The following is a 24,241-nucleotide window of genomic DNA, read 5'->3' as shown; positions in this document are numbered from 1 at the left end:
AACAGTAAATAATAATGATGAATGATTATTATTTACAAAAAAGTCCGAGTAGGTTTGCAACTGAGCCTACTCAATAAACTAAAAAATAGCGAAATCGTTATTTTAAATTAAACAATAACTTAGTTCTAAAAAGATGGAGTAACAACAAATGAAAATCTCTCAATTGTTCTTGGGTCTCGTTGCTTGTTCAACTGCATTTGCTTATGCAGGGATTGATGGTATTTCGAGTAATGAAAGTAACATCAAAATCGGTGCTGCTGCCAATGCAAGCCATCCGGGTGGTGTAGCAGCGGTGTCGGTTCAAGCTGCGGGTGCGCCATATAACGCTTTTACCGGTTTTAGTTCGTTAAAAGGTTTGGCTCAGGCTTTTGCCGCTCAGGGAACGAGTAACACCAATGTAACGGTTGGCAGCAAAACCTTTAATATTTCGCATATTCCAGTGTCTGCAATGCCACCTTCACACAGTGCATTAGGTAATTTTAACTTTGGTCAGGTCGGTACGCAGGAAGTCTATTTTGGTGAATGGTGGAAAGCGGGCGACACGCCGGCAAGCGCGAGCCATACCGTTTACTATGCGGGAGATAACACCAATACCACTGTTCCAACTGCGGGTACTGCAACCTATACCGTTGCAGGCATTAACGGCTCTGCAAGTAATCTGTTAAGTGGTACGTTCACCGCGAACTATGGCGCGGGCACACTTGAAGGGACACTTAACGGAACAGGTACGGCTGTTTCATCATTAAGCCTAGATGGTGTGGCATTTAACCCGGGTACTGCTGCATTTGCAGGTTTGGCAACGGCTAACGGTACGGCTGGTGTCGACAACTCTGGTGTGGTGCAAGGTCAATTCTTCGGTGCAAATGCTTCGGCTTTAGCGGGTATTGCCCAGTTTGATAACGTGTCTTACAACACTGCATTTGGCGGTGCTAAAAATTAATGAATGCAAAAGGAATCTACACACGTAGGTTCCTTTTGTTTTTTGGGCTTTTGCTTGGTTGCTTCAGGTTTATTGTTTTATGAAACGAACGTTTTTGTGTTGTCTGACATTGTTGAGTTGTCCATTTTTATATGCCGACGAAGACACACAGCTTCGTCTTAATCAAAGTTTGGACCAAACGCTTTTACAAGAACAGCGCCAGTTTCACGAACAGGGAACCATTCGTAGTACCGAGCAATTACCAAAACTTCAAATTAATGGACAAGAATATAGTGTTGAACAAAACCAGAATGATCTTGCCAAGGCGTTATATTTGGCAGTCATGCAAAAACAGTGGCTCAAAGCCACGGTCTATTTAGAACATTATAAGAAATATGTTGGCTACGATCGGGCTTTAACCGACTTTGCCGAAGGGGCAGTTGCACGTTCTCAGGGTCAACTGAAATTGGCTGAACAAAAATTTCAAAGCAGCCTAAAACAACAACCTCATAATTTAATTTGTGAACTTGAGTTAGCGCGCGTGCTGTTTGAACAACAGAAGAATAAGGAAGCAGCACGCCTTTTTATTTCCATTCAAGACAAACTTAAACAAAGTGACCCTGCGGTAATCCCGTCTGGAGTTTTAACAACAGTAAATACTTTTGTTCAGGCACTTAAAAAACGAGACTCTTGGCAAGGCTCGGTTTCAGCTGGTTACACCTATGTTAGTAATTTAAATAGTTCGTCTGAACAGAGCAAAACATGGACGCTTTATGGCAAAGATAGTAACGGTAATATTATTCCAATTGAGCAAGTCACCCGTGGAACTCCAAAAGCCGAATCGGCAACGGGTTTAGATTATGAAGCCAGTCTGATTAAACGCTATGCGATTGAGGGTCATCATGGTGTGGCTTTACGTGCGTTGGCTTTTGGACAGTCCTATAACGACCACGCGGCATTTAATGAATCTACTATTAACATTAATGCAGGCTACAGCTACTTTGACTTAAAAAATCAAATTGGGGTGAGCCCGCTTTTTGAACATAAACGTTATGGCAATGATGGTCTTTACAATGCGTGGGGTGCACGTGCTGAATGGATGCATTTTATCTCGGCAGATAAAGCCTTTAAGCTTGAAGCTGAAAGTAAAGATTTAAATTATCAGAAATATAAAACTCTAGATGGCGTAGAAAGTTCAGCTTTTGCTACTTTCTGGAAGATTTTTCCAGACCAGTGGACTTTTTTTGGTGGTTTAGATGTGCTCGACCATTCGACCCAAGAAAAATATATGGCTGCCTACCAGCAGCAAGGTGTGCGGTTGGGCTTAAGCAAATCTTGGAGCACAGGATTTAACACCACTTTATTGAGCTCTTACCGTTGGCGTCTGTTTGATAAATACGCAGAAACTTTCTTAGCTCGTCGTCATGATTTTGAACAGAATTATACCTTTGTTATGCAAATTCCGCGCTTTGAGTTTTATGGCATGACGCCTAATTTAACCTATCGCTATAACCATAATAAAAGCAATGTCGATTGGCTGTATTCCTACGATAAACACAACATTAGCCTCAAGCTTGAGCATCGTTTTTAGGGAATAATCCATGAAATCAAAATCTTTATTCCCTACACATGAGCCAATGGGCAAACTGCCTTTCACACAAGGGCCGAAGCATTTTTATAAGTGCTTAACCGTAGCTGTTGTGATTGGTCTGCATGTGTTTGTTGTCTGGATGCTGAGCCATTTAATTGAACCCTATACTTTTGCGACATCACCAAAAGTAGATGCTTTAAAAGTAAGTTTTGTGTCATTGGCACATGCTAAAAAGCCATCACCTGACCAGACTGAAAGTAAGCCTATCGAAAAAAGTTTAGCGCCGGAATCTACGTTAAATAGTTCGGTATCCTCTATACCTGAAGAATCAAAAAACTCGCCTAAAAATGTTCAAACATTAGCGTCAAAAACTGCTTCTAAAGAGGTGGTGCAAAATAATTTAAGTGATAAACAGCAAGTACAACCAAAAACGAGTTTAAACAATTCAACTTCACTCCAACCAGTGCAGCCTATAGAAAGGCGAGCGGCCCATACTGATAAAAAACTGAGTTCAACCGCTCTTGAACAAACGCAAACTGAGCATTTGCTACAAAGCAGCAATAGCGAAACCAAAAGTGGCGGTGTCAAAACACCCGCAACGCAGCAAGAATATTCCAAAGCACCTAGCACTCAAGTTGAACACGATGACGTTGTTCAGGTGAGTAGTGTGGACGTGCTGAGTTTTGGCGGGCTTGACTATGATGACCGCGAGTTAAAACAACAAAATCGTTTGGTTGAGCTTCGTATTCGCATTAATGACAAAGGGCAGCCGATTGACATTCAATTACGTCAAAGTTCGGGCATTGCCAGCCTTGATGAACGGGTGATGCAAGCTACACGTAAATCCAGATTTAAACCCCACAAAATTAACGGTCGAGCCGTGACCATTGTTGTGGATTTTCCAGTCCAACTCAAACTCAATCGGGGCCGTTAACCGATGAGCGATATCCATTTGCAGGAGAAAGATGATGAACTCATCTACAGAACAAATCATGAGTAACAGCTTGTCTTTACGTCTGAAACAAGAAACTGCTACCGAACATGAACGTATGCATCAATTAATGTCACAAGCAAAGGTGTTTTCAAGTAAAGAAAAATACGCACAATTTACGTTGTCTCAATATTACTTCCAGCGCGAAATTGAACATCTTTTTGAAACAGAGGGTGTAGCAGAACTGATTCCGGACCTTGATATTCGTGGCCGCTCAAAACAAGCACTTGCCGATTTAAATGATTTAGGTATTCAACCTAACGGACAGCAATTACACAGTGAAAATGTACAGCTACCCGAAGCTTTAGGCTGGATTTACGTGTCTGAAGGTTCAACCTTAGGGGCTGCATTTTTATTTAAAGAGGCTCAAAAGCATTTGGGTTTTTCTGAAACGTTTGCTGCGCGTAATTTAGCTGCCTATCCCGAAGGGCGCGCTAAAGTCTGGAAACGTTTTGTGCAAGCACTCGACGAAACAAGTTTCGACCAGACCCAACAAGATCGTGTGGTACAAGGTGCTTTAGATGCATTTGGATATTTTGGTCAGGCGCTTGATCAGCTTGATGAATTGAAATAATAAAAAGTGGATAAGGCTACCCGGTATGGACAAACTCAATCAAGTAGATGTGATCGTAAAGCATAAGCAGTCGTTAGTACCAGCTCAACCAGTCAGTAAACTTGCCCGTTCTGTTTGGGCGCGCTGGGTGTTTATTGGTTTGGCTTGGTTATGTATTGCGCTTGGCATATTGGGTATTTTTATTCCGGGTTTACCCACCGTCGATTTTATAATTTTGGCTGTTTTCTTTGCTGCCCGTGGTTCTGAAAAACTTCATCAATGGTTTCGAAATCATCGTTATATTGGTCCACTCATTCGCGAGTGGCAAGAACATCGCCGCATTCCTAAAAAGGCAAAATACATCTCGACAATTAGTATGAGTTTGGCGGCTATTTTTATGATTTGGACTATTCCACATCCTTGGTTTGTCTATCCGGCAATTTTATGTATGGCTGGGGTATTAATTTGGATGTGGTTAAAAAAGTGAAGATTTATGATTGACACTGTTGCATAGTACGCTTCATGGTTTTCACAAAATCACGTGGTACTTCGGGGCTTTGTAAACTTAAGCTTCCAAGTTTAAGCATCAGTTTAGGGGAATATTGACGTTCTAAGCGATGATAAATACATGTACAACTTGCACGGCTATGACCTGCTGCCATACATTTTAAATAGAAATCACGTTGAGCATTATTTTTCTGACCTGCAAAGGCAATAGATGCAAATAATAATCCGCCTAGAAAAACTGAATAATTATAAAATGACATATATCTACTCGTGATTGTTTTTTTCATTATCCATATTTTGGCATAACTTTTTCAGGTTCAAAATCAGTTGATATCAACTTGCGGGTTCATCATAGTTAGAACTGTTTTAGAGGTCAAATTGATTTGAATATGATCACTGTTTTATTGTCCTTAAAATAGACAATTTTGATTGTTGCTATTTTAAAGACAGTGTTACGACATTACACACCCTATTTTTTTACATCATTTTTTGCTTTCATAAACATATAAGCATTATTCATTTTTAAATCATTTATATACAACTTAATTGCTTTAAGATTTTAATTTAACAGGATATTTTTTATGGCAGACACCCCAATTAAAAAAGAGACAGAAAGTACATGGGCAATATGTCGAGATCCTGTTTTACTAACTATGGTTGGTGGGGCGATTGATACCATTGGCTTCATTGCGTTGTTTGGCTTTTTTACTGCTCATGTTACGGGAAACTTAGTGTTGGCAGGGGCGGCATGGGTTAAAGGAGGCGCGGGAATATGGATTAAGCTTGCAGCTATTCCGCTATTTATTTTGACTGTAGTGATTACCAAGCTTTTGATTGACCGTAGTCAGGTGAAGCATAAAACGCTGTCTTATTTATTTTTGTTTGAAGCTCTCTTTCTATGTGCTTTTATGGTGGCAGGACTTTATTTCGAGCCATTTACAAATCCAGATGCAATTACGGTTGCAGTGACAGGTGGGCTGGGTTTAATTGCCTTAGCTATTCGTAATACCTCAAGCAAAACGCTCATTAAAAATATTAGCCCAAGCACCATGATGACAGGCAACACCACACAACTTGGTATTGATATTGCCAATTTGCTTAAAAACAATAATGCAGCCAATCGGGCAAGTTTACTCAAAAGTGCCAGTATTGTTGTGGGGTTTGTGATTGGTGCTTTCTTGGGTGCAATTTTGTATGTCTATTTTGATTTTTGGAGTGTGGCGCCGTTTATTTTACCGATTTTTTATTTTTCTTATTTAGCTTCACAGCAAAAGTTTAATCAAGCTTGATTGAACTCACCAATAATAGGCCTGAATGAAATGTGATTCAGGCTTTTTTTCGTAATAAAGGAAAACGGAAGCTGAGCTAAAATTGTTCGTTCATCGCTTTACAGGCATAATGACCTGATGGGGAATACATTCGATTAAGGAATGCAGAATGACAAAGTCTTACCATTATTCAGTGATAACAATAATGGCTTTGCTCAGTGGCTGTCAGGTCATTAATTTAAAAGAAAGTAATTTAAGCAATGCTTTAAAAAGTAAGAATGAAAGTATTCTGACCGACGGCACCTTAAGCCATCAAACCCAAAACTTACTGTATTTGGTCAAAAAAGATGAAAAATCTTGTCTGCAAAATTTTGATGATTGTTTAAATAAAATTCAAAGCCTCTCCGAAAATACGAGCCGTGAAGAACGCTATGCTGCGCTCAGTGAAATTTATTTAGCAAAAGCTTTAGACGTGGGGCGTAGCAGCCAGTGTAATGTCATCAATAAAAGTAAAAATTGCGTTGATCAAGAGTTAGCTTTATTCGATAAAAGCTTGCGCTATAGCTATGTCTATTTATTTGACTCTGAAGAGTCGCCGTTCGATCGGGTATTTGACCATCGCCAAAATCAGGTCCGTATTTTTTATAACGTGGCTTTGTCGAAGCTCATGACCACGTATTTTAATCATTTAAATACACATCGCTTTCCACCGCTGCTTAAAGCAGATGGGCATGAGTACCACGTCAATTTTGACCATGCTGTAGATGTGCAAAAAATTGAAGTCGATACTTTTCGTTCAAGCTATAACATGAACTTTTCTGGCTTTAATACCGTTAACCGTAAAGATGGCTTAGGGGCAGAGTTTATTGTCGGGCGTAAAGAAAATGATGTAAATCATGGTTTCATTTTAGACCCCGATGCTTTTTATGCTCATCAAACCAATCCTAATATTCATTTACCACGCTTCTTTCCCGTTACAGCCATTGCTTACCCTAAACAAAAGGCCACAGCCGATCAGGTGATTGCAGGGGCAGAGTTAGAAATTGCGATGTTCGATCCATATCGACAAAGCCGTGTAAAAGTTGAAGGTGTGGACTATCCGCTTACTGCAAATTATTCGGCGCCTTATGGACTTTGGCTGTCGAAATATAATTTAGGTGCAGCAGGGTATTGGTCTTTAATTAATAAAGAATCCAATTTAATCATGCCGCATTTATATATGCTGGAACCTTTTAACCCAAATAAGAAAATCATTGTGTTTGTTCATGGCTTGGCGAGTAGCCCAGAGGCTTGGGTGAGCCTAACCAATGACATTATGGGCGATGCTGAATTAAGACAAAACTATCAAGTCTGGCAGGTGTTTTATTCAACCAATATGCCGATTTTTGAAAGCCGTTTTCAGATTTATTCATTGCTGAATCAGGCTTTCCAAAACATTGCCAAAGACAGCTATGCTGCGCACGATGCAGTGTTGGTTGGGCATAGTATGGGCGGAGTCATTAGCCGCCTCTTGGTAAGCGATGCTGATGTTTCAGGGCAAGCCATGCAAAAAATGAATGAAGCACAGTTAAATCGTTTAAAAGAAAACCCAGTGATTCAAGAGCGCTTTCAGTTCAAAGCGCTTCCATATTTTAAACGAGTTGTTTTTGTTTCGGCGCCACATCATGGCACAGACTACGCTGACCGATGGTTTACCCAAATTGCCCGCCGTGTTATTCGTTTACCTGCTGACTTTTTTATTGCAGTCGAAATGAGAGATGAGAAAAATACGAAACTAAGAAAAGGCCTAATTGAAAATGGAGCGAGTAATTTAAGTCGTTCTTCCAACTTTATGCAGCTTACGCAAGCCATTCAACCATCGTCTAACGTGGTCTATCACTCGATTATGGGCAATATTAATGGTACGGCAGATAAGTTAAAAAGCAGTGATGGGATTGTGCCTTATCAAAGTTCACATTTAGGTGGTGAACAGTCGGAACTGATTATTAAAGGTGGGCATTCGATTCAAACAACGCCAGAGGCAATTTTAGAATTACGTCGTATTTTAAGATTGCATTTGAAGCAGTCACAGCCTTCAAAATAGAAATTTTATTTAAAAAAACCACTGCTGAAATGGGCCAACAGTGGTTGAAATGATTAATTTAGCTGGTTTTGTTTAAGCGATTTTTTATGCTCAAAATAGCTGATTGAAAAAATAACCAAGCCGACTAAATACAAGACCACAGACAGCAGCAATAAATCTAATCCTGCTGCATAGAGTAACCAGAGCGCGTAAATTGAAGCGACGCTTGCAATGGCAATATGTGGTGTGCGTTTGTGACGAATCGATTCTTTAAGATAAAAAGCTGACACCAGAAAATAAGGCAGTAAAATCATTACCGATGAAATCAATAAAAGCTGGGTATAGTTTTTATTGAAAAAATACACGGCAATCAATGCGCCTTGCACGACTAGAGTGGTAAGCCAAAGCGATGAAATCGGCACATTATTCTGATTATTCTTTAAAAATAATTTCGGGAATGCGCCATTTTTTGCAGCCAAATATGGAATTTCAGTGGCGAATAAAGTCCAGCTTAAATAAGACGAAGCAACAGAAATAATAAGGCCGATGGTAATAACGATAGTACCCGGCAAACCGATGAGCTGCTGTAAAATGGTTGCCATTGATGGGTTATGCATGCCTGCAAGCGCTTCACGACTCACTACGCCATAGGCCAAAACTGTGACCATCACATAAAAACTTAACGCCAGTAACACACCTAAAATAGTGGCTTTACCAATGTCATAACGGTTTTTTGCACGTGATGATAAAACCACAGCACCTTCAATACCAGTAAATACCCAAAGGGTAATTAGCATAAGGTCTTTCACTTGCTGCCAAAGTGGAACTTTTAAAGAGAAGTCATTTAAGTTGAGTTTGAATAAATCAAACTTAAAGGCAATAAAGGTAAAGAAGATGAAAACCACCATTGGAATGATTTTGGCAATGGTCGCCAGTAAATTCACAATTGCCGCTTCTTTAATGCCTCGACTCACTAACCAGTGTACCAGCCATACAAAAATGCTTGAGCCAATGAGAGAGTAGAGCGTATTGCCTTCACCAAAAATAATATGGTCTTTGCTGTCGGTAAACATGCCAACGCCCGAAAAGGCAATCACGACATAACCGACAATACCAATGGTGGTACATAACCAATAGCCCCAAGCGGAGCAAAACCCAATCAGGTCACCAAAACCTTCACGCGCATAGTTATAAATACCACCGTCTAGATCTGGTCGTTGGCGAGTTAAATGTAAGAGCGTGAGTGCCAAGAAAATAATGCCGACTCCGGTAATGAGCCATGCAACAAGAAGGGCAGAGCCGTTGGCAACCTGAGCCATATTTTGGGGTAGGCTAAATACGCCTGACCCCACCATAGAACTAAAGACCAGCGCTGTAAGAGACAACAATCCAATTTTGGCAGCAGACATGGTATTTATTCTTTAAAAAATTGAGAAAGTTCAGCAATGTGTTCTGGACCAATACCACAGCAACCGCCCACTAAACTTGCACCTGCTTGCTGCCACTGTTTGGCAAAGCCAAGATAAGCAGGAGCATCTAAGTCTTTACGAACTTCATCAAGCCCATCGTTGGCAGTTGCGCTGCTATCTTGAGGCGGGAAAGCATTGGCATAGGCACCAATTTGTATAGACTCTGGAATAAGTCCTTTAATTTCATTAATGGCTTGCAAGATTACTTCAGGCTGGCAGCAGTTAAACAAAACCGCTTTTGCATTTGACTGTTTTATAAAATCAGCCACTTGTTGCATGTTTTCGCCTGAGCGGAGTAAGGCTTGTTCTTGTTTAATTTCGTCTTGCAGGGTAAACGATACCCAATAGTCCTTACCATCTTTTGGTAATAAGGCATGAACCGTTTCGACTTCTTTTAAGCACGATTGAGTTTCTGCTAACCAGAAATCCACCTCTGGTGCCAAAGTGCTAATGATTGGTTCAGCAAGGTCTTTAGCCTGCTCAGCTTGAAACAGGTCTGCACGGTAAGAACCAAATAATGGCGGTAAACAACCTGCAATTTTTACATTCTTGCCGCTTTCTTTAACTGCATTTTTTGCTTGTTCGATCGCAACTTGAATTAAACGCACGCCGTCAGTTTCAAAGCGTTCTTGTCCAATGTGAAAAGGTACAACAGCGTAGTTATTGGTGGTAATAACTTCTGAACCAGCGTTGATAAAATCGAGATGCACTTCTTTTACTGTTTCAGGTGCTTCAATGAGTGCGAGCGCAGACCACTCTGGTTGACGAAATGGAGCGCCACGACGAGCCAATTCACGGCCTAAACCGCCATCTAAAATTTTCATAAATTACAACATAAAGGGAGAAAAAATATTTAGGTAATCTAGCGTGTAGAGGGGGCGTATTCAATCGCTAATATGCTCGTTATATTTCTAAATAAATTAGATTGTTATGAATATTTTTTCTTAAAAGGAATTCTGTATATGATGTTCAATTTTACTGATGAACTTCATGTGAAAAAGAAGACTTATTTATATACAGCTATAGATTAAAAAACAAGCTTAAAGTGCGCCATATTGTTGCCAACTTTCCCCAGTATGCTGAGTTTTATAATACGCTTTAAGTTGCTTAAGTTGACTAAAATGTATGCCTGACCAAATCAATAAGCTGATTAATATTAAAGCTTTATATAGGCTTCGAATTTTTTTGACGTGAGTGAACGCTAATGACACAAAAAATAGAGCAGGTAAAAATATAAAGAATTGAACAGAAGAGAAAAATAAATGGGCTGTACTAAAATATAACGCGACAGCACTGATTAGTAGATTTAAAATTGAAAACAGTTTTTGATATTTGCCGAGCTTAAATGCATAAGCATTGATGGCAAGTAACAAGGCTGAGCTGACGTAAATTGCTGTACCGCCAATCATCCACATATAAAAACCGCTTAACAAAAGATAAGCCAGTAGCACAACAAGCACGAGCTTAAAACAAAATGAAAAGAGGCGGGATGATGAGTTTAAAGGCGTCATAGCTAATCTAAATATCTCAACTGAGGTCTCAAAAAACAAAAGGACGAATCGAAATTCATCCTTTTGGAATTTTACTTATACATCATCAAACTTAGTTTGCTTTTGCAACAGGGGCAGCAGCAGTTTCATCGTTTGCAGCTTTGAACGGAGATGTATAGTTCAAGCCAAGTGTAGAACTTGTGTACTGACGAACTTTGTCGAGCAATACAGGGTCTTTGCTTAAGTCTTGTTTATACGAAACAACAATTTCATGAAGCTTCTGATTCCATTTACCTTCAGTTTGCTCAGGGAAAGCTTTTTCAAGCAAGTTAAGCATGATGTATGGAGAAGTCGAAGCACCCGGAGATGCACCTAACAATGCAGTTACAGCACCATCTTTAGACGCAAAGATTTCTGTACCGAATTGAAGGGTAGCTGGTTTACCCGGTTCTTTTTTGATGATCTGAACACGTTGACCACCTTGGCTTAAACGCCAGTCTTCAGCTTTCGCATCTGGGTAGTACTTACGAAGTTCATTTAGACGGTCTTCATCTGACATCATGACTTGGCTAACCAAGTATTTAACAAGATCAAGGTTTTCCAAGCCAACAGTAGTCATTGGTAAAACGTTGTTTTTGTTAGTAGATGCAAGTAAATCAAGCTGAGAACCGTTTTTCAGGAACTTGTTTGAATACGTAGCAAATGGTCCAAACAATACATATTTTTTACCGTCGATATAACGCGTATCAATATGTGGCACAGACATTGGAGGCGCACCTAATTCAGCACGGCCATAAACTTTTGCTGTGTGTTCTGCAGTAATTTTTGGGTTGTCAGTAATTAAGAACTCACCGCCGACAGGGAAGCCAGCATATTGTTTCGCTTCTGGTAAACCAGTAAGTTGCAATAATTTAACTGCTGCACCACCTGCACCAATAAATACAAAACGTGTTTTAATGTGATCTACTTTACCAGTTTTCAAATTTTTGAAAGACACAGTCCAAGTTTTGTCATCATTTTGGCTGATGCCAGTCACTTCGGTTGAAGTCTGTAGTTTGAAATTAGGGTTTTGATCTAAACGATTCACTAATTGTTTAGTGATAGAACCATAGTTTACGTCAGAGCCAACATCCATACGGGTCGCTGCAACTTTTTGGCTAGGGTCACGATCGTTCATCACTAAAGGTGCCCATTGTTTAATAACAGCTGGGTCTTCAGTAAATTTCATACCTTTGAACAACGGGCTTTGAATCATTGCAGCATAACGTTTTTCTAAGAATTGAACGTTATCGCCCCAAACGAAAGCAATGTGCGGAACTGGGTTAATGAATGATTTAGGTTCAGCTAAAACGCCTTGTTTTACCTGATATGACCAAAACTGCTTAGCAACTTCAAATTGAGAAGCAACTTTTTCAGCTTTGACAATTTCCATCTTACCGTTTTTCTCTTCGGTATAGTTCATTTCCATAAAGCCAGAGTGGCCTGTTCCGGCATTGTTAAAGCCGTTTGAACTTTCTTGAGCAACTTGGTCAAGACGTTCATACATACGAATTTGCCAGTTTGGTTCAAGCTCAGTGAAATAAGTACCGAGAGTGGCACTCATGATGCCGCCGCCAACAAGAACAGCATCAACAACTGGCTCATCTTTTGCAGTTTCTACTTGTTTTGACGTTGTCGGTCTAAACAAGAAAACGATACCTGCAATTAAAATAAGAATGATTAATACCAGAAGGTATTTCAAAAACTTTTTCATGTAAGGGGGACCTTAAAATAAGTTATTTGAGTCACTTAAGGTGTGAGGAAACCTAGACAGCGTATCCAGACAAAATGGATATAAATGCGAAGTACATTCTCAAAATCAGAGAACTTATAAAAAAATAAAATTACTTGGGATTATCGCAAACACTCTATATTTTAGACTAATTTTGCATTGACAAGACAATTTTTATAATAAATGGGGTTCATCAAAATCATAAATATGATTTATATTTGATCAATTTGAGCTTTAATAAGATAATTTTCAATAATTATTTTTAATTAACTGCTTGAAATATAATTAATAAATTTCATTTTATTAAAGTTAAATCATTTGAAGAATATACGTATATAAAGATAGATGATTTTTTGTTTCATGCCATATTGATGTAAAACAGCTTTTTTTGAAGAGCTTATTTTCTGTCATACATCGTTCTTATTAATGCTTGGACTATAAATATTAAATTAAGGGTATATTTCTGCATAAGAAATATACCCTTTAAGATTTTATGAGGCTACATAGAATGGTGCAGTTGAACGTGGTAATGCTTCACGTCCACGAATTTGGTCTGCAATTTTCTCGGCAATCATAATGGTGGTTGCATTTAAGTTACCGGTAATAATAAGCGGCATGATTGAGGCATCAACCACACGTAAGCTTTGCATACCATGGACTCGGCCTTGACCATCCACGACAGCCATTTCATCTTCACCCATTTTACAGCTACAAGACGGATGATAGGCCGTTTCTGCATGGTTACGAACAAAGTCATCAAGCTCTGCATCTGTTTGCAAATGTTTGCCCGGACTAATTTCTTCACCACGATATGGATCAAGCGCTGGTTGTTGCATGATTTCTCGGGTGATACGAATCGCATCACGGAACTCACGCCAGTCTTGTTCACTCGACATATAGTTGAACAAGATACTTGGATGCTCAAACGGATCTTTTGATTTAAGTCTAATGCGGCCACGTGAGGGTGAGCGCATTGAACCTACGTGTGCCTGAAAACCATGCTCTTTCACGGCATTACTACCGTTGTAGTTAATAGCAACTGGCAAGAAATGGTACTGAATGTTTGGCCATTTAAACTCATCTGAACTACGGATAAATCCGCCTGCTTCAAACTGGTTACTTGCACCAATACCTGTACCGTTAAATAACCACTCTGCACCAATGGCAGGTTGGTTATACCATTTCAAGGCAGGGTATAAAGAAACAGGTTGCTTACATTTATATTGCAAGTACATTTCCAAGTGGTCTTGCAGGTTTTCACCTACACCCGGCAAATCATGAACGACATCAATGTCCATTGATTTTAAGAAGGTACTTTGACCCACACCAGAGCGCTGTAAAATTTGTGGAGAAGCAATTGCACCCGCACACAGTAAGACTTCGCGTTTAACCAACGCACGTTGTAAGTTGTTTTGGTCAGCCCCGATAATATATTCAACACCCACGGCTTGTTTTTGATTAAACAAGATTTTATTGGTGGTTGCATGAGTCAAAATGGTGAGGTTAGGACGGCCTTTTGCCATATCCAGATAACCACGTGCGGTACTTGAACGGCGACCTTTAGGTGTTACCGTGCGGTCCATGGGGCCGAAGCCTTCTTGCTGGTAACCATTTAAGTCATCGGTACGCGGGTAACCTGCTTGTACACCAGCTTCAACCATGGCATGAAACAAGACATTATTACCATTTTTAGGTGTAGCAACTGACACAGGGCCATTGCCACCATGGTAGTCATTTTCACCAATATCACGAGTTTCGGCTTTTTTGTAGTAAGGCAAACAGTCCGCATAAGACCAGTTTTCTAGGCCTTTATGGGTTGCCCATTGTTCTAAATCCATTGCATTACCGCGGATATAGCACATACCATTAATTAAAGATGAGCCACCTAAACCTTTACCACGACCACACTCCATACGACGGTTGTTCATATGTGGTTCAGGGTCGGTTAAATAAGCCCAGTTATAACGGCGGCCTTGAAGAGGGTAGGCCAAAGCTGCCGGCATTTGAGTACGAAAATCCAAACGATAATCTGGGCCACCAGCTTCTAACAATAAAACAGTGGTATCTTTGTCTTCAGTAAGACGTGCAGCAAGTACATTTCCGGCAGATCCTGCGCCAATGATAATGTAATCATATTCTTTAATATTCATAACTATCCTTTTTTACTAACAGTTTGCCTGAGCAATCAATAAAGATTGCTCTGCATATGTGATTTAGGTTGACGTGTTTAAGGCAATTGATGCATTAAAAAATGCTTTGATAATCGCCAAGTTCAACTTGAATAGATTTGATACGGGTATAGTGCCCAAGCGTGGTTAGACCATTTTCACGGCCTACACCAGATTGTTTGTAGCCACCCACTGGCATCTCGGCAGGCGATTCGCCCCAAGTGTTAATCCAGCAAATACCAGCTTCAATTTGGTGAATAATGCGATGAGCGCGGCTAATGTCTTGAGTGACAACGCCAGCAGCTAGACCAAAGGTTGTATCGTTAGCACGACGAATCACTTCTTCTTCAGTCTCATAGCTTAAGATGCTCATGACTGGTCCAAAAATTTCTTCTTGAACAATTGCCATCTGGTCATTACAGTCGCTAAATACCGTCGGTAGTACATAAGCGCCTTTAGCAAGATCACCTTCTGTTGCACGTCCACCACCAATTAAGACTTTAGCACCTTGTTGTTTACCTGACTCAATGAAAGACAGAACTTTTTCCATGTGAGGGAAGCTGGTGAGTGGCCCGAAGTTGGTTTCTTCAGCCATTGGGTCACCAATGCGAATACGTTTTACACGTTCTACAACGGCTTTTTCAAAATCGGCTAAAAGAGATTTTGGAACAAATACACGAGTACCGTTGGTACAAACTTGGCCCGAACTAAAGAAGTTCGCCATTACAGCAATATCTGCTGCGCGATTAAGGTCGGCATCTTCACAAATAATCAGTGGAGACTTACCACCAAGTTCCATCGTCACTTCTTTTAGCGTAGAACCAGCCGCGCTTGCCATAACTTTTTTGCCAGTTTCAACGCCACCTGTAAATGAGATTTTCTCAATTACTGGATGTTCAGTGAGCCACTGACCAATTTCACGGCCTGGCCCTTGAACTACGTTAAATACACCGTCTGGTAAGCCAGCTTCTGTATAGATTTCTGCAAGTTTAAATGCAGTAAGAGGGGTCGTTTCGCTAGGTTTAAAAATCATGGCATTGCCGGCAGCAAGGGCAGGGGCAGATTTCCATAAAGCGATTTGAATTGGATAATTCCAGGCACCAATACCTGCAACCACGCCTAAAGGTTCACGGCGTGTATAAAAGAAACTTGATTCGCGAAGCGGAACTTGTTCACCCTGAATGGCAGTTGCAAGTCCTGCATAATATTCGAGTACATCTGCACCAGTCACAATGTCGACTGTAGATGTTTCGCTGTAGGCTTTACCAGTGTCGAGTGTTTCAAGACGGGCAAGTTCATCATTACGGTCACGTAAAATGTCGACTGCGCGACGTAAAATACGAGAGCGTTCCATGGCAGTCATGGCAGCCCAGATTTTTTGTCCTTGTTGGGCACTTTGCACAGCAGCTTCAATATCTTGTTCAGATGCTTGCTGAAGAGTTGCGATCGTCTCGCCGTTGGCAGGGTTAATACTATTAAATGTTTTACCACTGGTTGCTTTAACGTAGCGTCCATGGATATACAGTTGTTGAACTTGTACATCACTCATTTTGTCTCTCCTGCAAAGGCTTGTTCGCAAATTGCACTTGCGTTTGTACATAATCGTAAGCAATGGAACGGGCAAGGTTGCTGTCAAATTCGTTATGACGGCTTAAACTGCCTCGTAGCCATAATCCATCAATCAATGCTGCCAAACCGCGAGCGGCAACACTGGCCTGTTGTTCATCCATTAACTTGAGAAAGTAAAACTTCAAGTTAGAATACAGGCGCTGATCATTAATCTTTTGCAAACGGCTTAAGTCTGGTACATGCATACTTGCAGACCAAAAGTCTAACCAGACCCGCATTGCTTTTTCATTCACCTGACTAATGTCAAAGTTAGAGTCGATAATCGCCTTAATCTGGCTCTCTGGATGCGAATCTGCTTCTGCTCGGTACTGTTCAGTTTTATGACGCAGAACATTCAGCATTTCTTGCATACAGGTATTGATCAACCCTTGTTTGTCGCCAAAATAATGGCTGACAATGCCAGTCGACAGCTCGGCTTTTTTTGCAATTTGTGCAATGGTGGTATTGGATAACCCCACTTCATAAATTACGTCGAGTGCAGCGTTCATAATTTCTTCACGTCGCACGTGCTCTGGTTTTACTCTGCGTTTTGTCATGTTTTTCCACATCAGCACTTTTAGCGGTGCTTTAAATTCAGCATGTTAACTTGCAGAGCATCATAGCACTTTTTTTATCATACTTGTTATTGATTGAACGTTCAATCAATAACAAGTATGATATGTAAAAATCAATGAATTTTTGAAGATTACCACTAGGAATAAAGAGGTAAAATCGAAGATTCTTAAGGATAGGATGATGCGCATAAGTACCGTACTTATCACGTTATTTTGAGAAAATACACCGATTGCAAGGAGCAATAAGATGGTGTTGAAAAGTGATAGATATTCTTCAGACCATATTCGGTTAAATCGTTTTGTATTTTGGAGTTCGGCCATCAGTATTGGCATTTTCGGCCTACTTTTTGTGCTGTTTCCAGAAAAAAGTCAGTTTTGGTTGACCTATATACAAGAGCAAGTAAATCACTTTTTCGGGTGGTATTACATGCTGGTGATTGTGCTTTGTCTAGGTTTTGTGGCTTGGCTCGCTTTTTCAAAAGTGGGGCAGATTCCCTTAGGAAAAGACGACGACAAACCCGAGTTTACTTATCTGGCATGGACTTCAATGCTGTTCTCGGCAGGTATTGGGATTGCGTTACTTTATTATGGCGTTGCCGAACCTGTTGATCACTTCTTGAGGCCACCAGAAGGTGAGGCTGGAACCATTCAAGCTGCCCGAAATGCCATGACCTATAGCTTTTTGCATTGGGGGATTCATGGCTGGGTACTTTATGCATTGCTTGGAGTCACTCTAGGTTACTTCGCTTTTAGACAAGACCTACCTTTAGCCTTACGTTCGGCGCTTTATCCAATTTTTGGAGAGCGTGTCCATGGCTTAGTGGGAGATTTTGTTGATGGTTTTGGAATTTTAGCAACGGTTATTTCCTTGGTCACCAATTTAGGAATTGGTGCTTTGGTACTCGTATCTGGTATTTGCTATTTACTTCCTCAAATTCCTGATAACTCTGTGACCTTAATTACTGCCGTTTTGGTCATGATGTTTGTTGCCACGATTACGACAGTGGTCGGCATCGAAAAAGGTCTGGCATGGTTATCTCGTATTAATTTACGTCTGCTCTATGCCTTACTTTTATTCGTATTTTTAACGGGTCCTACAAATCATTTATTAAATGGTTTTGTGCAAAATACGGGTGATTATCTAAGCAATTTTATTGGTAAAAGCTTTGATATGTATTTATACAACCAGAAGGCAAGTGGCTGGTTAGGTTCGTGGACAGTCTTTTATTGGGCATGGTGGATTGCTTGGGCACCTTTTGTAGGAATGTTTATTGCCCGTATTTCAAAAGGACGTACGATTCGGGAAGTTATTCTGGGTGTATGTCTGATTCCACTCGGCTTTACGCTGGCTTGGATCTCGGTTTTTGGAAATACGGCAATTTACTTTATCTTGAACCAAAAACAGAAAGTTTTGGGTGATATGGTCTTAACTGATCCAGCATTATCTTTATTTAAGCTACTCGAATATCTGCCATTTAATCCTTATGTTGCTGGCATTGTTGTTGTAATTTGTTTCGTTTTATTTTTGACACCAGTTGGCTCTGGTACACTAATGATCGCTAATTTGTCCTCAAAAGGGGGCACCAATGATAGTGATTCACCGATCTGGTTACGCGTCTTTTGGTCTGTGGTAATTACCATTGTAAGTATTGGCTTGTTACTAGCCGGTAGTTTTAACTCCATGCAAAGCGCTGTGGTGTTATGTGGTTTACCATTTTCAGTCATTATTTTGCTTTATATGTTTGGTTTAGCCAAAGCGTTAAAGCAAGATGATTTTGACCCTCAATTAGTGAAAAAGCAGTTAGCTGTTTCAAAAGACATTTCGGTCTCATCGAACTGTGACCAGAATAAAGTGACTGAGGTTTTATAACCTCAACCGATCACATCTATATATTATTTTTTTGCGTTTAAAGTCGTCTTTTCATTGTTTTGAATAGTGAAAAGACGAAATTAAATATTTTGTTTTTACTTTTTATTCCTTGAGGATTGTATGGCAACAGATAATCCAAGAGCAGTTGATGATTTAACATTATCTAAATCTAAAAAAGACCCGCTCAACCGTGTGGTTTTTTATTTTTCAGCTGTACTTATTTTAATTTTTTCTCTCGTCACGTTTCTGTTCAATGATTTTTCAAACCGAATCATGAACACCGTACTTCAGTGGGTAACCTCAACCTTTGGTTGGTATTACCTGCTTGCCGCAACACTTTACATGGCGTTTGTGATTTTTATTGCCTGTTCAAGATATGGCAGTATTAAATTAGGACCTAAGCATTCAAAACCCGAGTTTAGTTTACTCAGTTGGTCTGCCATGCTATTTTCGGCCGGTATCGGTATCGATTTAATGTTCTTCTCGGTCGCTGAGCCTTTATCTCATTATATGCAACCACCAGTAGGTGCAGCTCAGACTTATGAAGCTGCACGTCAAAGTATGGTCTGGACATTGTTCCACTATGGTTTAACTGGTTGGTGTATGTATGCCTTGATTGGCATGTCATTGGGATATTTTAGCTATCGTTATAATCTGCCGCTTACCATTCGCTCTGCACTCTATCCAATTTTTGGTCAAAGAATTAACGGTGTAATTGGGCATAGTGTTGATACAGCTGCCGTTATCGGGACAATTTTTGGTATTGCAACGACCTGTGGGATTGGGGTGGTACAGCTAAATTATGGACTACATGTGTTATTGGGGTTGCCAGAGAATATCTGGATGCAGTTTGCCCTGATTGCCATCGCAGTTGGGATCAGTATTATTTCGGTGACATCTGGGGTCAATAAAGGCCTGCGGATTTTATCTGAAATCAATATTTATGTTTCGATCGGCCTTTTACTGTTTATCTTGTTCTTGGGAAATACTGAGTTTTTACTCAATGCCCTTGTTCAAAATGTTGGTGATTATTTAAGTCGTTTCCCGTCTTTGGCCTTACAAAGTTTTGCGTTTGAACAGCCTAAAGAGTGGATGAGTAGCTGGACCTTGTTCTTCTGGGCATGGTGGATTGCGTGGTCTCCATTTGTAGGACTTTTTCTGGCGCGTATCTCAAGAGGGCGTACCATTCGTGAGTTTGTGTCTGGTACTTTAATTATCCCACTTTTATTTACGATTACGTGGCTCTCTATTTTTGGTAATAGTGCGTTGCACAGCGTTATTTTTGAAGGGAACCAAACCTTAGCTGCTACTGTGTTGGCGAATCCGGCTCATGGTTTTTATGATTTGTTAGCACAATATCCGGGCTTTACGTTTATTGCTTCAATTGCCACCGTAACAGGGCTTTTGTTCTATGTGACTTCTGCCGATTCGGGAGCGCTGGTTCTAGGGAACTTCACCACTAAGTTAACGCATATTGATAATGATGCTCCGCGTTGGTTGAGTGTGTTTTGGGCTATTGCCATTGGTTTACTTACGTTAGCGATGCTGATGACCAACGGGATTACGGCTTTGCAAAACGCAACCATCATTATGGGATTGCCGTTTAGCTTCGTGATGTTCCTTGTCATGGCCGGACTTTATAAGTCCTTAAGGCTTGAAGATTACAGGCAGGCTAGCCGAAGTATGAATGCAGCTCCAGTGGTAGGGAACGTTGATATTCTGAATTGGAAACAGCGTTTAACCCGAGTGATGCATCATCCGGGAACCACTGAAACTCTGCGCATGTTGGACACTGTCTGCCGACCAGCAGTTCAGGCCGTTGCTGATGAACTTATTAAGCAGGGAATGAATGTGGACGTGCAGCAAACGTTACTCGAAGATGAAGACACGCTTTATCATCTGGACTTCACTATTCATTTGGAAGAAGAACAAAACTTCGTTTACCAGATCTGGCCTGTACGCTATAGCGCACCGAATTTCAGTCAACGTGTGAAACGGGGTAAACAGTTCTATTACCGACTTGAAACCTATCTTTATGATGGCTCTCAAGATAACGACCTAGTGGGTTACGGTAAAGAACAGGTTATTAATGACATTTTAGATAAATATGAAAGACATATGACGTTCTTACATATTAATCGTATTAGCCCAGGGAACCGACCTTTGTTCCCAGATCCACAAGCTTAAGAGGACAATGCATGGCTTCTCCTTATCTACATTCTTTTGCTTTATTTTTCTCTTTGCTCAATCCATTTTTAATGAGCATTTATATGATTGGCCTAATCCGCCATTCAGAAACAAAGGTGTTTAATAAAGCACTGATTCAGGGAAGCTTGATTGCTTTTGTTGTGTTCATGCTATTTGCATGGGGCGGCGAAACAATTTTTAGTAAATATCTGAATGTACGTTTTGAAGCCTTCCAGATTTTTGGAGGCCTTATCTTTTTGGTCATTGGCTATCGCTATGTTTTTCAGGGTGCCGATACGATTGGTGAAATGCGTGGAGCACCAGAACATCTGGCTGGCACCATTGCAATGCCATTTATGATTGGCCCCGGAACTATTAGTGCCGCTGTGGTTACAGGCATTGAAATGTCAATTGGTGAGGCAGCCCTAGTGATTGCCTTCACCTTGTTTTTAACCTGTAGTATTTTGATTTTGATGAAATTTTCACATGATCATTTACGCTATAAACATGCCAAGCATATCGACCGCTATTTCGATATTGTGGGACGTTTATCTGCTTTATTAATCGGAACGATCGCCATTGATATGATTATTAATGGTGTGACAGGCGTTATTACTAAAGTATAGAAAGTGATCTGTAAGACTCTGCTATGCCATTAAGCGTGGAATAAAATGGCATAGCATGTTCTATAAAACTTTAAAATAAATAATGCAGCTATAAAAAAATAACTTTAAAAATAATGCTTTAAAAAATTAGATTTTAAAAAACAATCAGAGATATTAAAAAATACAATGCCATGTTGTGGATTTAATCATGTTTTTTTTGTGAATTATCAACCATAATGTTGACTGAGCTTGTTTTAAGACACAGAGTTGAGCTATGCCTACATTAGATGAAATAACCACAGCAACTGATGATCAGTCTGAATTGACGATGTCAGTTTTGATGACGCCTGATATGGCAAATTTTTCAGGTAATGTTCATGGTGGTACGATTCTAAAATTACTAGACCAAGTTGCTTACGCTTGCGCAAGTCGTTATTCGGGTGGCTACGTGGTGACTTTATCTGTAGATAAGGTGAATTTTAAAGAACCTATTTATGTGGGTGAGCTGGTAACCTTCTTGGCAAGTGTTAACCATGTAGGCCGTACTTCAATGGAAGTGGGAATACGCGTTGAAGCCCAAAATATCCAGAAGCGTACAGTGCGCCATACCAATAGCTGTTATTTCACCATGGTTGCTGTTGATGAACAGAGCAAGCCATGTGAAGTGCCTCAATTAAATCTAAATACTGAGTGGAAACGTTGCCGCTTTGAAGCAGCCGAGCACCGTAAGGTTTTACGTCTACAAGAAAATCACAACCCATCTTGTAGTATGTATAAAAAATCTTCTTAAAAAAAAAGATCGAACCGCAGCATGGTTCGATCCTTTTCTTCTTTACTGAAATTCAGCATCCATTTTTCATTTCAGTAAAATTATCTCTGAGCTTGGAGGAGAGTGCTGAGAGAATTAACGAGTTGCAGGAGCAGCTTCAGAAGCAGAACCTACAGCATCAGATGCAGCATTTGCTGTGTTTGCTTGTTCTTGAGTTGAAACAACAACTTTCTCTTCACCAGCAGTGCTGTGTGCTTGTTCATGTTTAGAAGCAGCGAAAGTTGAAGCAGCAGTTAAAGCTAAAGTTGTTGCAAGTAGAGTCTTAGCTAATTTCATTTTATGGCATCCTTAAATTCATTAAAAAAGTAAATCAAACCTAATCGTTCATACCTACATGAAACGTGTATGGCTGAATGACTAAGCTAGGACACATGCTAAGCCGAGCTTGGGATTACATCAATTAACTTAACAATCTATTACGCCTATCTTAACAATATGAAATATACGGGCCGTTTATGTGCGGAATCTGTAAAGTTAACTGGCTTAAATACACCTTAAAATGTGTAAAAATATTTCTTCTTGAATGAAAAAAAACCAATTGTGTTACGTAAACCTAACACTCTGGCATGAATTGTGAATGCGTATAAATAGAATATTCCGTTTGAATTGTAATTATCTAAAGTTAATTTAGATTTTAAGTGAGATGTAAGTCTCATTTTTGGTTTGTTAAGTAAAAATTAAAAAATCATCGGCCAAGTTTAAAAATCATTTACATGACAAAAAAGAGTGATATACCTAAAATGTTTTAGACTGTTTTAGTTTGAGTGACTTGTGAAATTTATTGCCCAAAAAACTGTTCCTACCCATATTATTTCCGGTTTTTTAGGAGCGGGAAAAACCACGTTATTGCAGCATTTATTAAGTCAGAAGCCTAAAGATGAGGTCTGGGCTGTATTAATGAATGAGTTTGGGCAAATTGGAGTAGACCAACAACTCTTACCTCAAGATGAGGGATATGCAGTCAAAGAGTTATTAGGTGGTTGCTTATGTTGTAGCAGTCAATTGCCTATGCATATTGCTTTAGCTCGTTTATTGAGTGAACAAAAGCCAGACCGACTATTTATTGAACCGACTGGACTTGGGCATCCTTCGCAGTTATTGGATCAACTGACTGAGCCGCATTGGCAAAGTAGTTTAGCCATGCGAGCATTAATTACTGTTGTAGATGGTAGCCGTTTGCATGATACAAACTGGGTAAAGCAAAACCTTTATGAAGATCAGTTAAAAGCTGCCCAAATTGTGGTGGTGTCACATACTGATGTGATGACTTTTGAAGATGATCAGGCACTTGAGTTATTAAAAGAAGAATATCAGCCTTATCAACAAGAGTGGATTAAAACTGAACATGGTCAGTTAGCGTTAAATAAAATTGATGTGGCTGCTCGTTTAACAGAGCGTTCCATTCAACCTTTACTTAAACTTCAAAAACAAATGACTGAAACTGAGGTCGTGAAAGAAATTCAGCAGTTACCGTATCATTATGTGGAGTCGGCACAAGGTTATATTGTGGCGGGTTGGAAATTACCTAAACGCTGGAAGTTTGAGTTTTATGCTTTGCTTGATGTGTTATGTGCACAAAAAGATTGGCTACGAATTAAGGGAATTTTTAATACAGATCAAGGTTGGAAAACCTTTAACTTTAATCCTCAGCAATTTAATTATAAGTCTGGCGAAGAGGGAATTGATAACCGGATTGAAATGATTAGCCAACATGAACATGATTGGTTGGCATTTGAAACTGATTTGTTGAATTGCCGAATTGAAGACTAGAGAACATT

General features: G+C 39.9%; 21 protein-coding genes. 12 read left to right on the top strand and 9 right to left on the bottom strand.

Annotation, left to right across the window (positions count from 1 at the left end; translation table 11 throughout):
• The first annotated feature begins 148 nt into the window (after positions 1-148).
• The 5 genes from BMW38_RS10310 to BMW38_RS10290 all read left to right on the top strand — a co-directional run bounded on the left by BMW38_RS10310 (position 149) and on the right by BMW38_RS10290 (position 4,541).
• Positions 149-940 carry a Slam-dependent surface lipoprotein gene (locus tag BMW38_RS10310; protein WP_092707673.1) on the top strand — a complete coding sequence of 264 codons (792 nt, stop codon included), beginning with the start codon at positions 149-151 and terminating at the stop codon, positions 938-940.
• Between the two features lie 103 nt (positions 941-1,043).
• Positions 1,044-2,510: a porin family protein gene (locus tag BMW38_RS10305; protein WP_092707761.1), complete on the top strand. Its 1,467-nt coding sequence runs from the start codon at positions 1,044-1,046 to the stop codon at positions 2,508-2,510.
• Positions 2,511-2,520: 10 nt separating this feature from the next.
• Positions 2,521-3,444: an energy transducer TonB gene (locus BMW38_RS10300; RefSeq protein WP_092707671.1), complete on the top strand. Its 924-nt coding sequence runs from the start codon at positions 2,521-2,523 to the stop codon at positions 3,442-3,444.
• 31 nt (positions 3,445-3,475) lie between these two features.
• On the top strand, positions 3,476-4,075 hold the full coding sequence (locus BMW38_RS10295; RefSeq protein WP_092707669.1) for a biliverdin-producing heme oxygenase: 600 nt from the start codon (positions 3,476-3,478) through the stop codon (positions 4,073-4,075).
• 25 nt (positions 4,076-4,100) lie between these two features.
• Positions 4,101-4,541 carry a YbaN family protein gene (locus BMW38_RS10290; protein ID WP_092707667.1) on the top strand — a complete coding sequence of 147 codons (441 nt, stop codon included), beginning with the start codon at positions 4,101-4,103 and terminating at the stop codon, positions 4,539-4,541.
• A 4-nt stretch (positions 4,542-4,545) separates the two neighbouring features.
• Here the strand turns inward: BMW38_RS10290 and BMW38_RS10285 are convergent, their stop codons facing one another.
• On the bottom strand, positions 4,546-4,821 hold the full coding sequence (locus tag BMW38_RS10285; RefSeq protein ID WP_017391749.1) for a hypothetical protein: 276 nt from the start codon (positions 4,819-4,821) through the stop codon (positions 4,546-4,548).
• A gap of 321 nt (positions 4,822-5,142) precedes the next feature.
• Here BMW38_RS10285 and BMW38_RS10280 point away from each other — a divergent pair, with 321 nt between their 5' ends.
• Positions 5,143-5,850: a YoaK family protein gene (locus tag BMW38_RS10280; RefSeq protein ID WP_092707665.1), complete on the top strand. Its 708-nt coding sequence runs from the start codon at positions 5,143-5,145 to the stop codon at positions 5,848-5,850.
• A 148-nt stretch (positions 5,851-5,998) separates the two neighbouring features.
• Positions 5,999-7,912: an alpha/beta fold hydrolase gene (locus BMW38_RS10275; RefSeq protein WP_213031141.1), complete on the top strand. Its 1,914-nt coding sequence runs from the start codon at positions 5,999-6,001 to the stop codon at positions 7,910-7,912.
• A 53-nt stretch (positions 7,913-7,965) separates the two neighbouring features.
• Here the strand turns inward: BMW38_RS10275 and BMW38_RS10270 are convergent, their stop codons facing one another.
• From BMW38_RS10270 to betI, 7 genes are all read right to left on the bottom strand, one after another.
• Positions 7,966-9,300, bottom strand: coding sequence for a basic amino acid/polyamine antiporter (locus tag BMW38_RS10270; RefSeq protein WP_005303228.1), 1,335 nt, complete (start codon positions 9,298-9,300; stop codon positions 7,966-7,968).
• Positions 9,301-9,305: 5 nt separating this feature from the next.
• Positions 9,306-10,184, bottom strand: a complete 879-nt coding sequence (locus tag BMW38_RS10265) for a homocysteine S-methyltransferase family protein (protein WP_092707661.1) — start codon at positions 10,182-10,184, stop codon at positions 9,306-9,308.
• A gap of 216 nt (positions 10,185-10,400) precedes the next feature.
• Positions 10,401-10,871 carry a hypothetical protein gene (locus BMW38_RS10260; RefSeq protein WP_092707659.1) on the bottom strand — a complete coding sequence of 157 codons (471 nt, stop codon included), beginning with the start codon at positions 10,869-10,871 and terminating at the stop codon, positions 10,401-10,403.
• Between the two features lie 91 nt (positions 10,872-10,962).
• Entirely contained in the window at positions 10,963-12,603 is a 1,641-nt protein-coding gene (gene mqo / locus BMW38_RS10255; protein WP_092707657.1) for a malate dehydrogenase (quinone), read from the bottom strand.
• A gap of 509 nt (positions 12,604-13,112) precedes the next feature.
• Positions 13,113-14,771: a choline dehydrogenase gene (betA, locus tag BMW38_RS10250; protein WP_092707655.1), complete on the bottom strand. Its 1,659-nt coding sequence runs from the start codon at positions 14,769-14,771 to the stop codon at positions 13,113-13,115.
• A 94-nt stretch (positions 14,772-14,865) separates the two neighbouring features.
• Positions 14,866-16,338, bottom strand: a complete 1,473-nt coding sequence (gene betB, locus BMW38_RS10245) for a betaine-aldehyde dehydrogenase (RefSeq protein WP_004641706.1) — start codon at positions 16,336-16,338, stop codon at positions 14,866-14,868.
• On the bottom strand, positions 16,331-16,954 hold the full coding sequence (betI, locus tag BMW38_RS10240) for a transcriptional regulator BetI (RefSeq protein ID WP_017388703.1): 624 nt from the start codon (positions 16,952-16,954) through the stop codon (positions 16,331-16,333). The genes betB and betI overlap by 8 nt, the downstream gene beginning before the upstream one ends.
• 265 nt (positions 16,955-17,219) lie before the next feature.
• On the opposite strand from betI, the gene BMW38_RS10235 reads away from it, so the two are divergent.
• The 4 genes from BMW38_RS10235 to BMW38_RS10220 all read left to right on the top strand — a co-directional run bounded on the left by BMW38_RS10235 (position 17,220) and on the right by BMW38_RS10220 (position 22,424).
• The gene (locus BMW38_RS10235; protein WP_092707653.1) at positions 17,220-18,842 is read left to right on the top strand and encodes a BCCT family transporter; all 1,623 of its coding nucleotides are present in this window, start codon (positions 17,220-17,222) and stop codon (positions 18,840-18,842) included.
• A gap of 120 nt (positions 18,843-18,962) precedes the next feature.
• On the top strand, positions 18,963-21,029 hold the full coding sequence (locus BMW38_RS10230) for a choline transporter (protein ID WP_092707651.1): 2,067 nt from the start codon (positions 18,963-18,965) through the stop codon (positions 21,027-21,029).
• Between the two features lie 11 nt (positions 21,030-21,040).
• Complete coding sequence (locus tag BMW38_RS10225) at positions 21,041-21,655, top strand: MarC family protein (RefSeq protein ID WP_003653161.1); 615 nt, start codon at positions 21,041-21,043, stop codon at positions 21,653-21,655.
• Positions 21,656-21,908: 253 nt separating this feature from the next.
• Complete coding sequence (locus BMW38_RS10220; RefSeq protein WP_003653152.1) at positions 21,909-22,424, top strand: acyl-CoA thioesterase; 516 nt, start codon at positions 21,909-21,911, stop codon at positions 22,422-22,424.
• A 114-nt stretch (positions 22,425-22,538) separates the two neighbouring features.
• On the opposite strand, the gene BMW38_RS10215 is transcribed toward BMW38_RS10220, so the two are convergent.
• Positions 22,539-22,739, bottom strand: coding sequence for a hypothetical protein (locus BMW38_RS10215; RefSeq protein WP_016138977.1), 201 nt, complete (start codon positions 22,737-22,739; stop codon positions 22,539-22,541).
• A 495-nt stretch (positions 22,740-23,234) separates the two neighbouring features.
• On the opposite strand from BMW38_RS10215, the gene BMW38_RS10210 reads away from it, so the two are divergent.
• Positions 23,235-24,233 carry a CobW family GTP-binding protein gene (locus BMW38_RS10210; protein WP_139193536.1) on the top strand — a complete coding sequence of 333 codons (999 nt, stop codon included), beginning with the start codon at positions 23,235-23,237 and terminating at the stop codon, positions 24,231-24,233.
• Positions 24,234-24,241 lie beyond the last annotated feature (8 nt).

Origin of the sequence: Acinetobacter sp. yr461 (assembly GCF_900110445.1) — a bacterium.
GTDB classification, from domain to species: Bacteria; Pseudomonadota; Gammaproteobacteria; order Pseudomonadales; family Moraxellaceae; genus Acinetobacter; species Acinetobacter calcoaceticus.
This window is presented reverse-complemented; position numbering and strand designations above follow the sequence as displayed.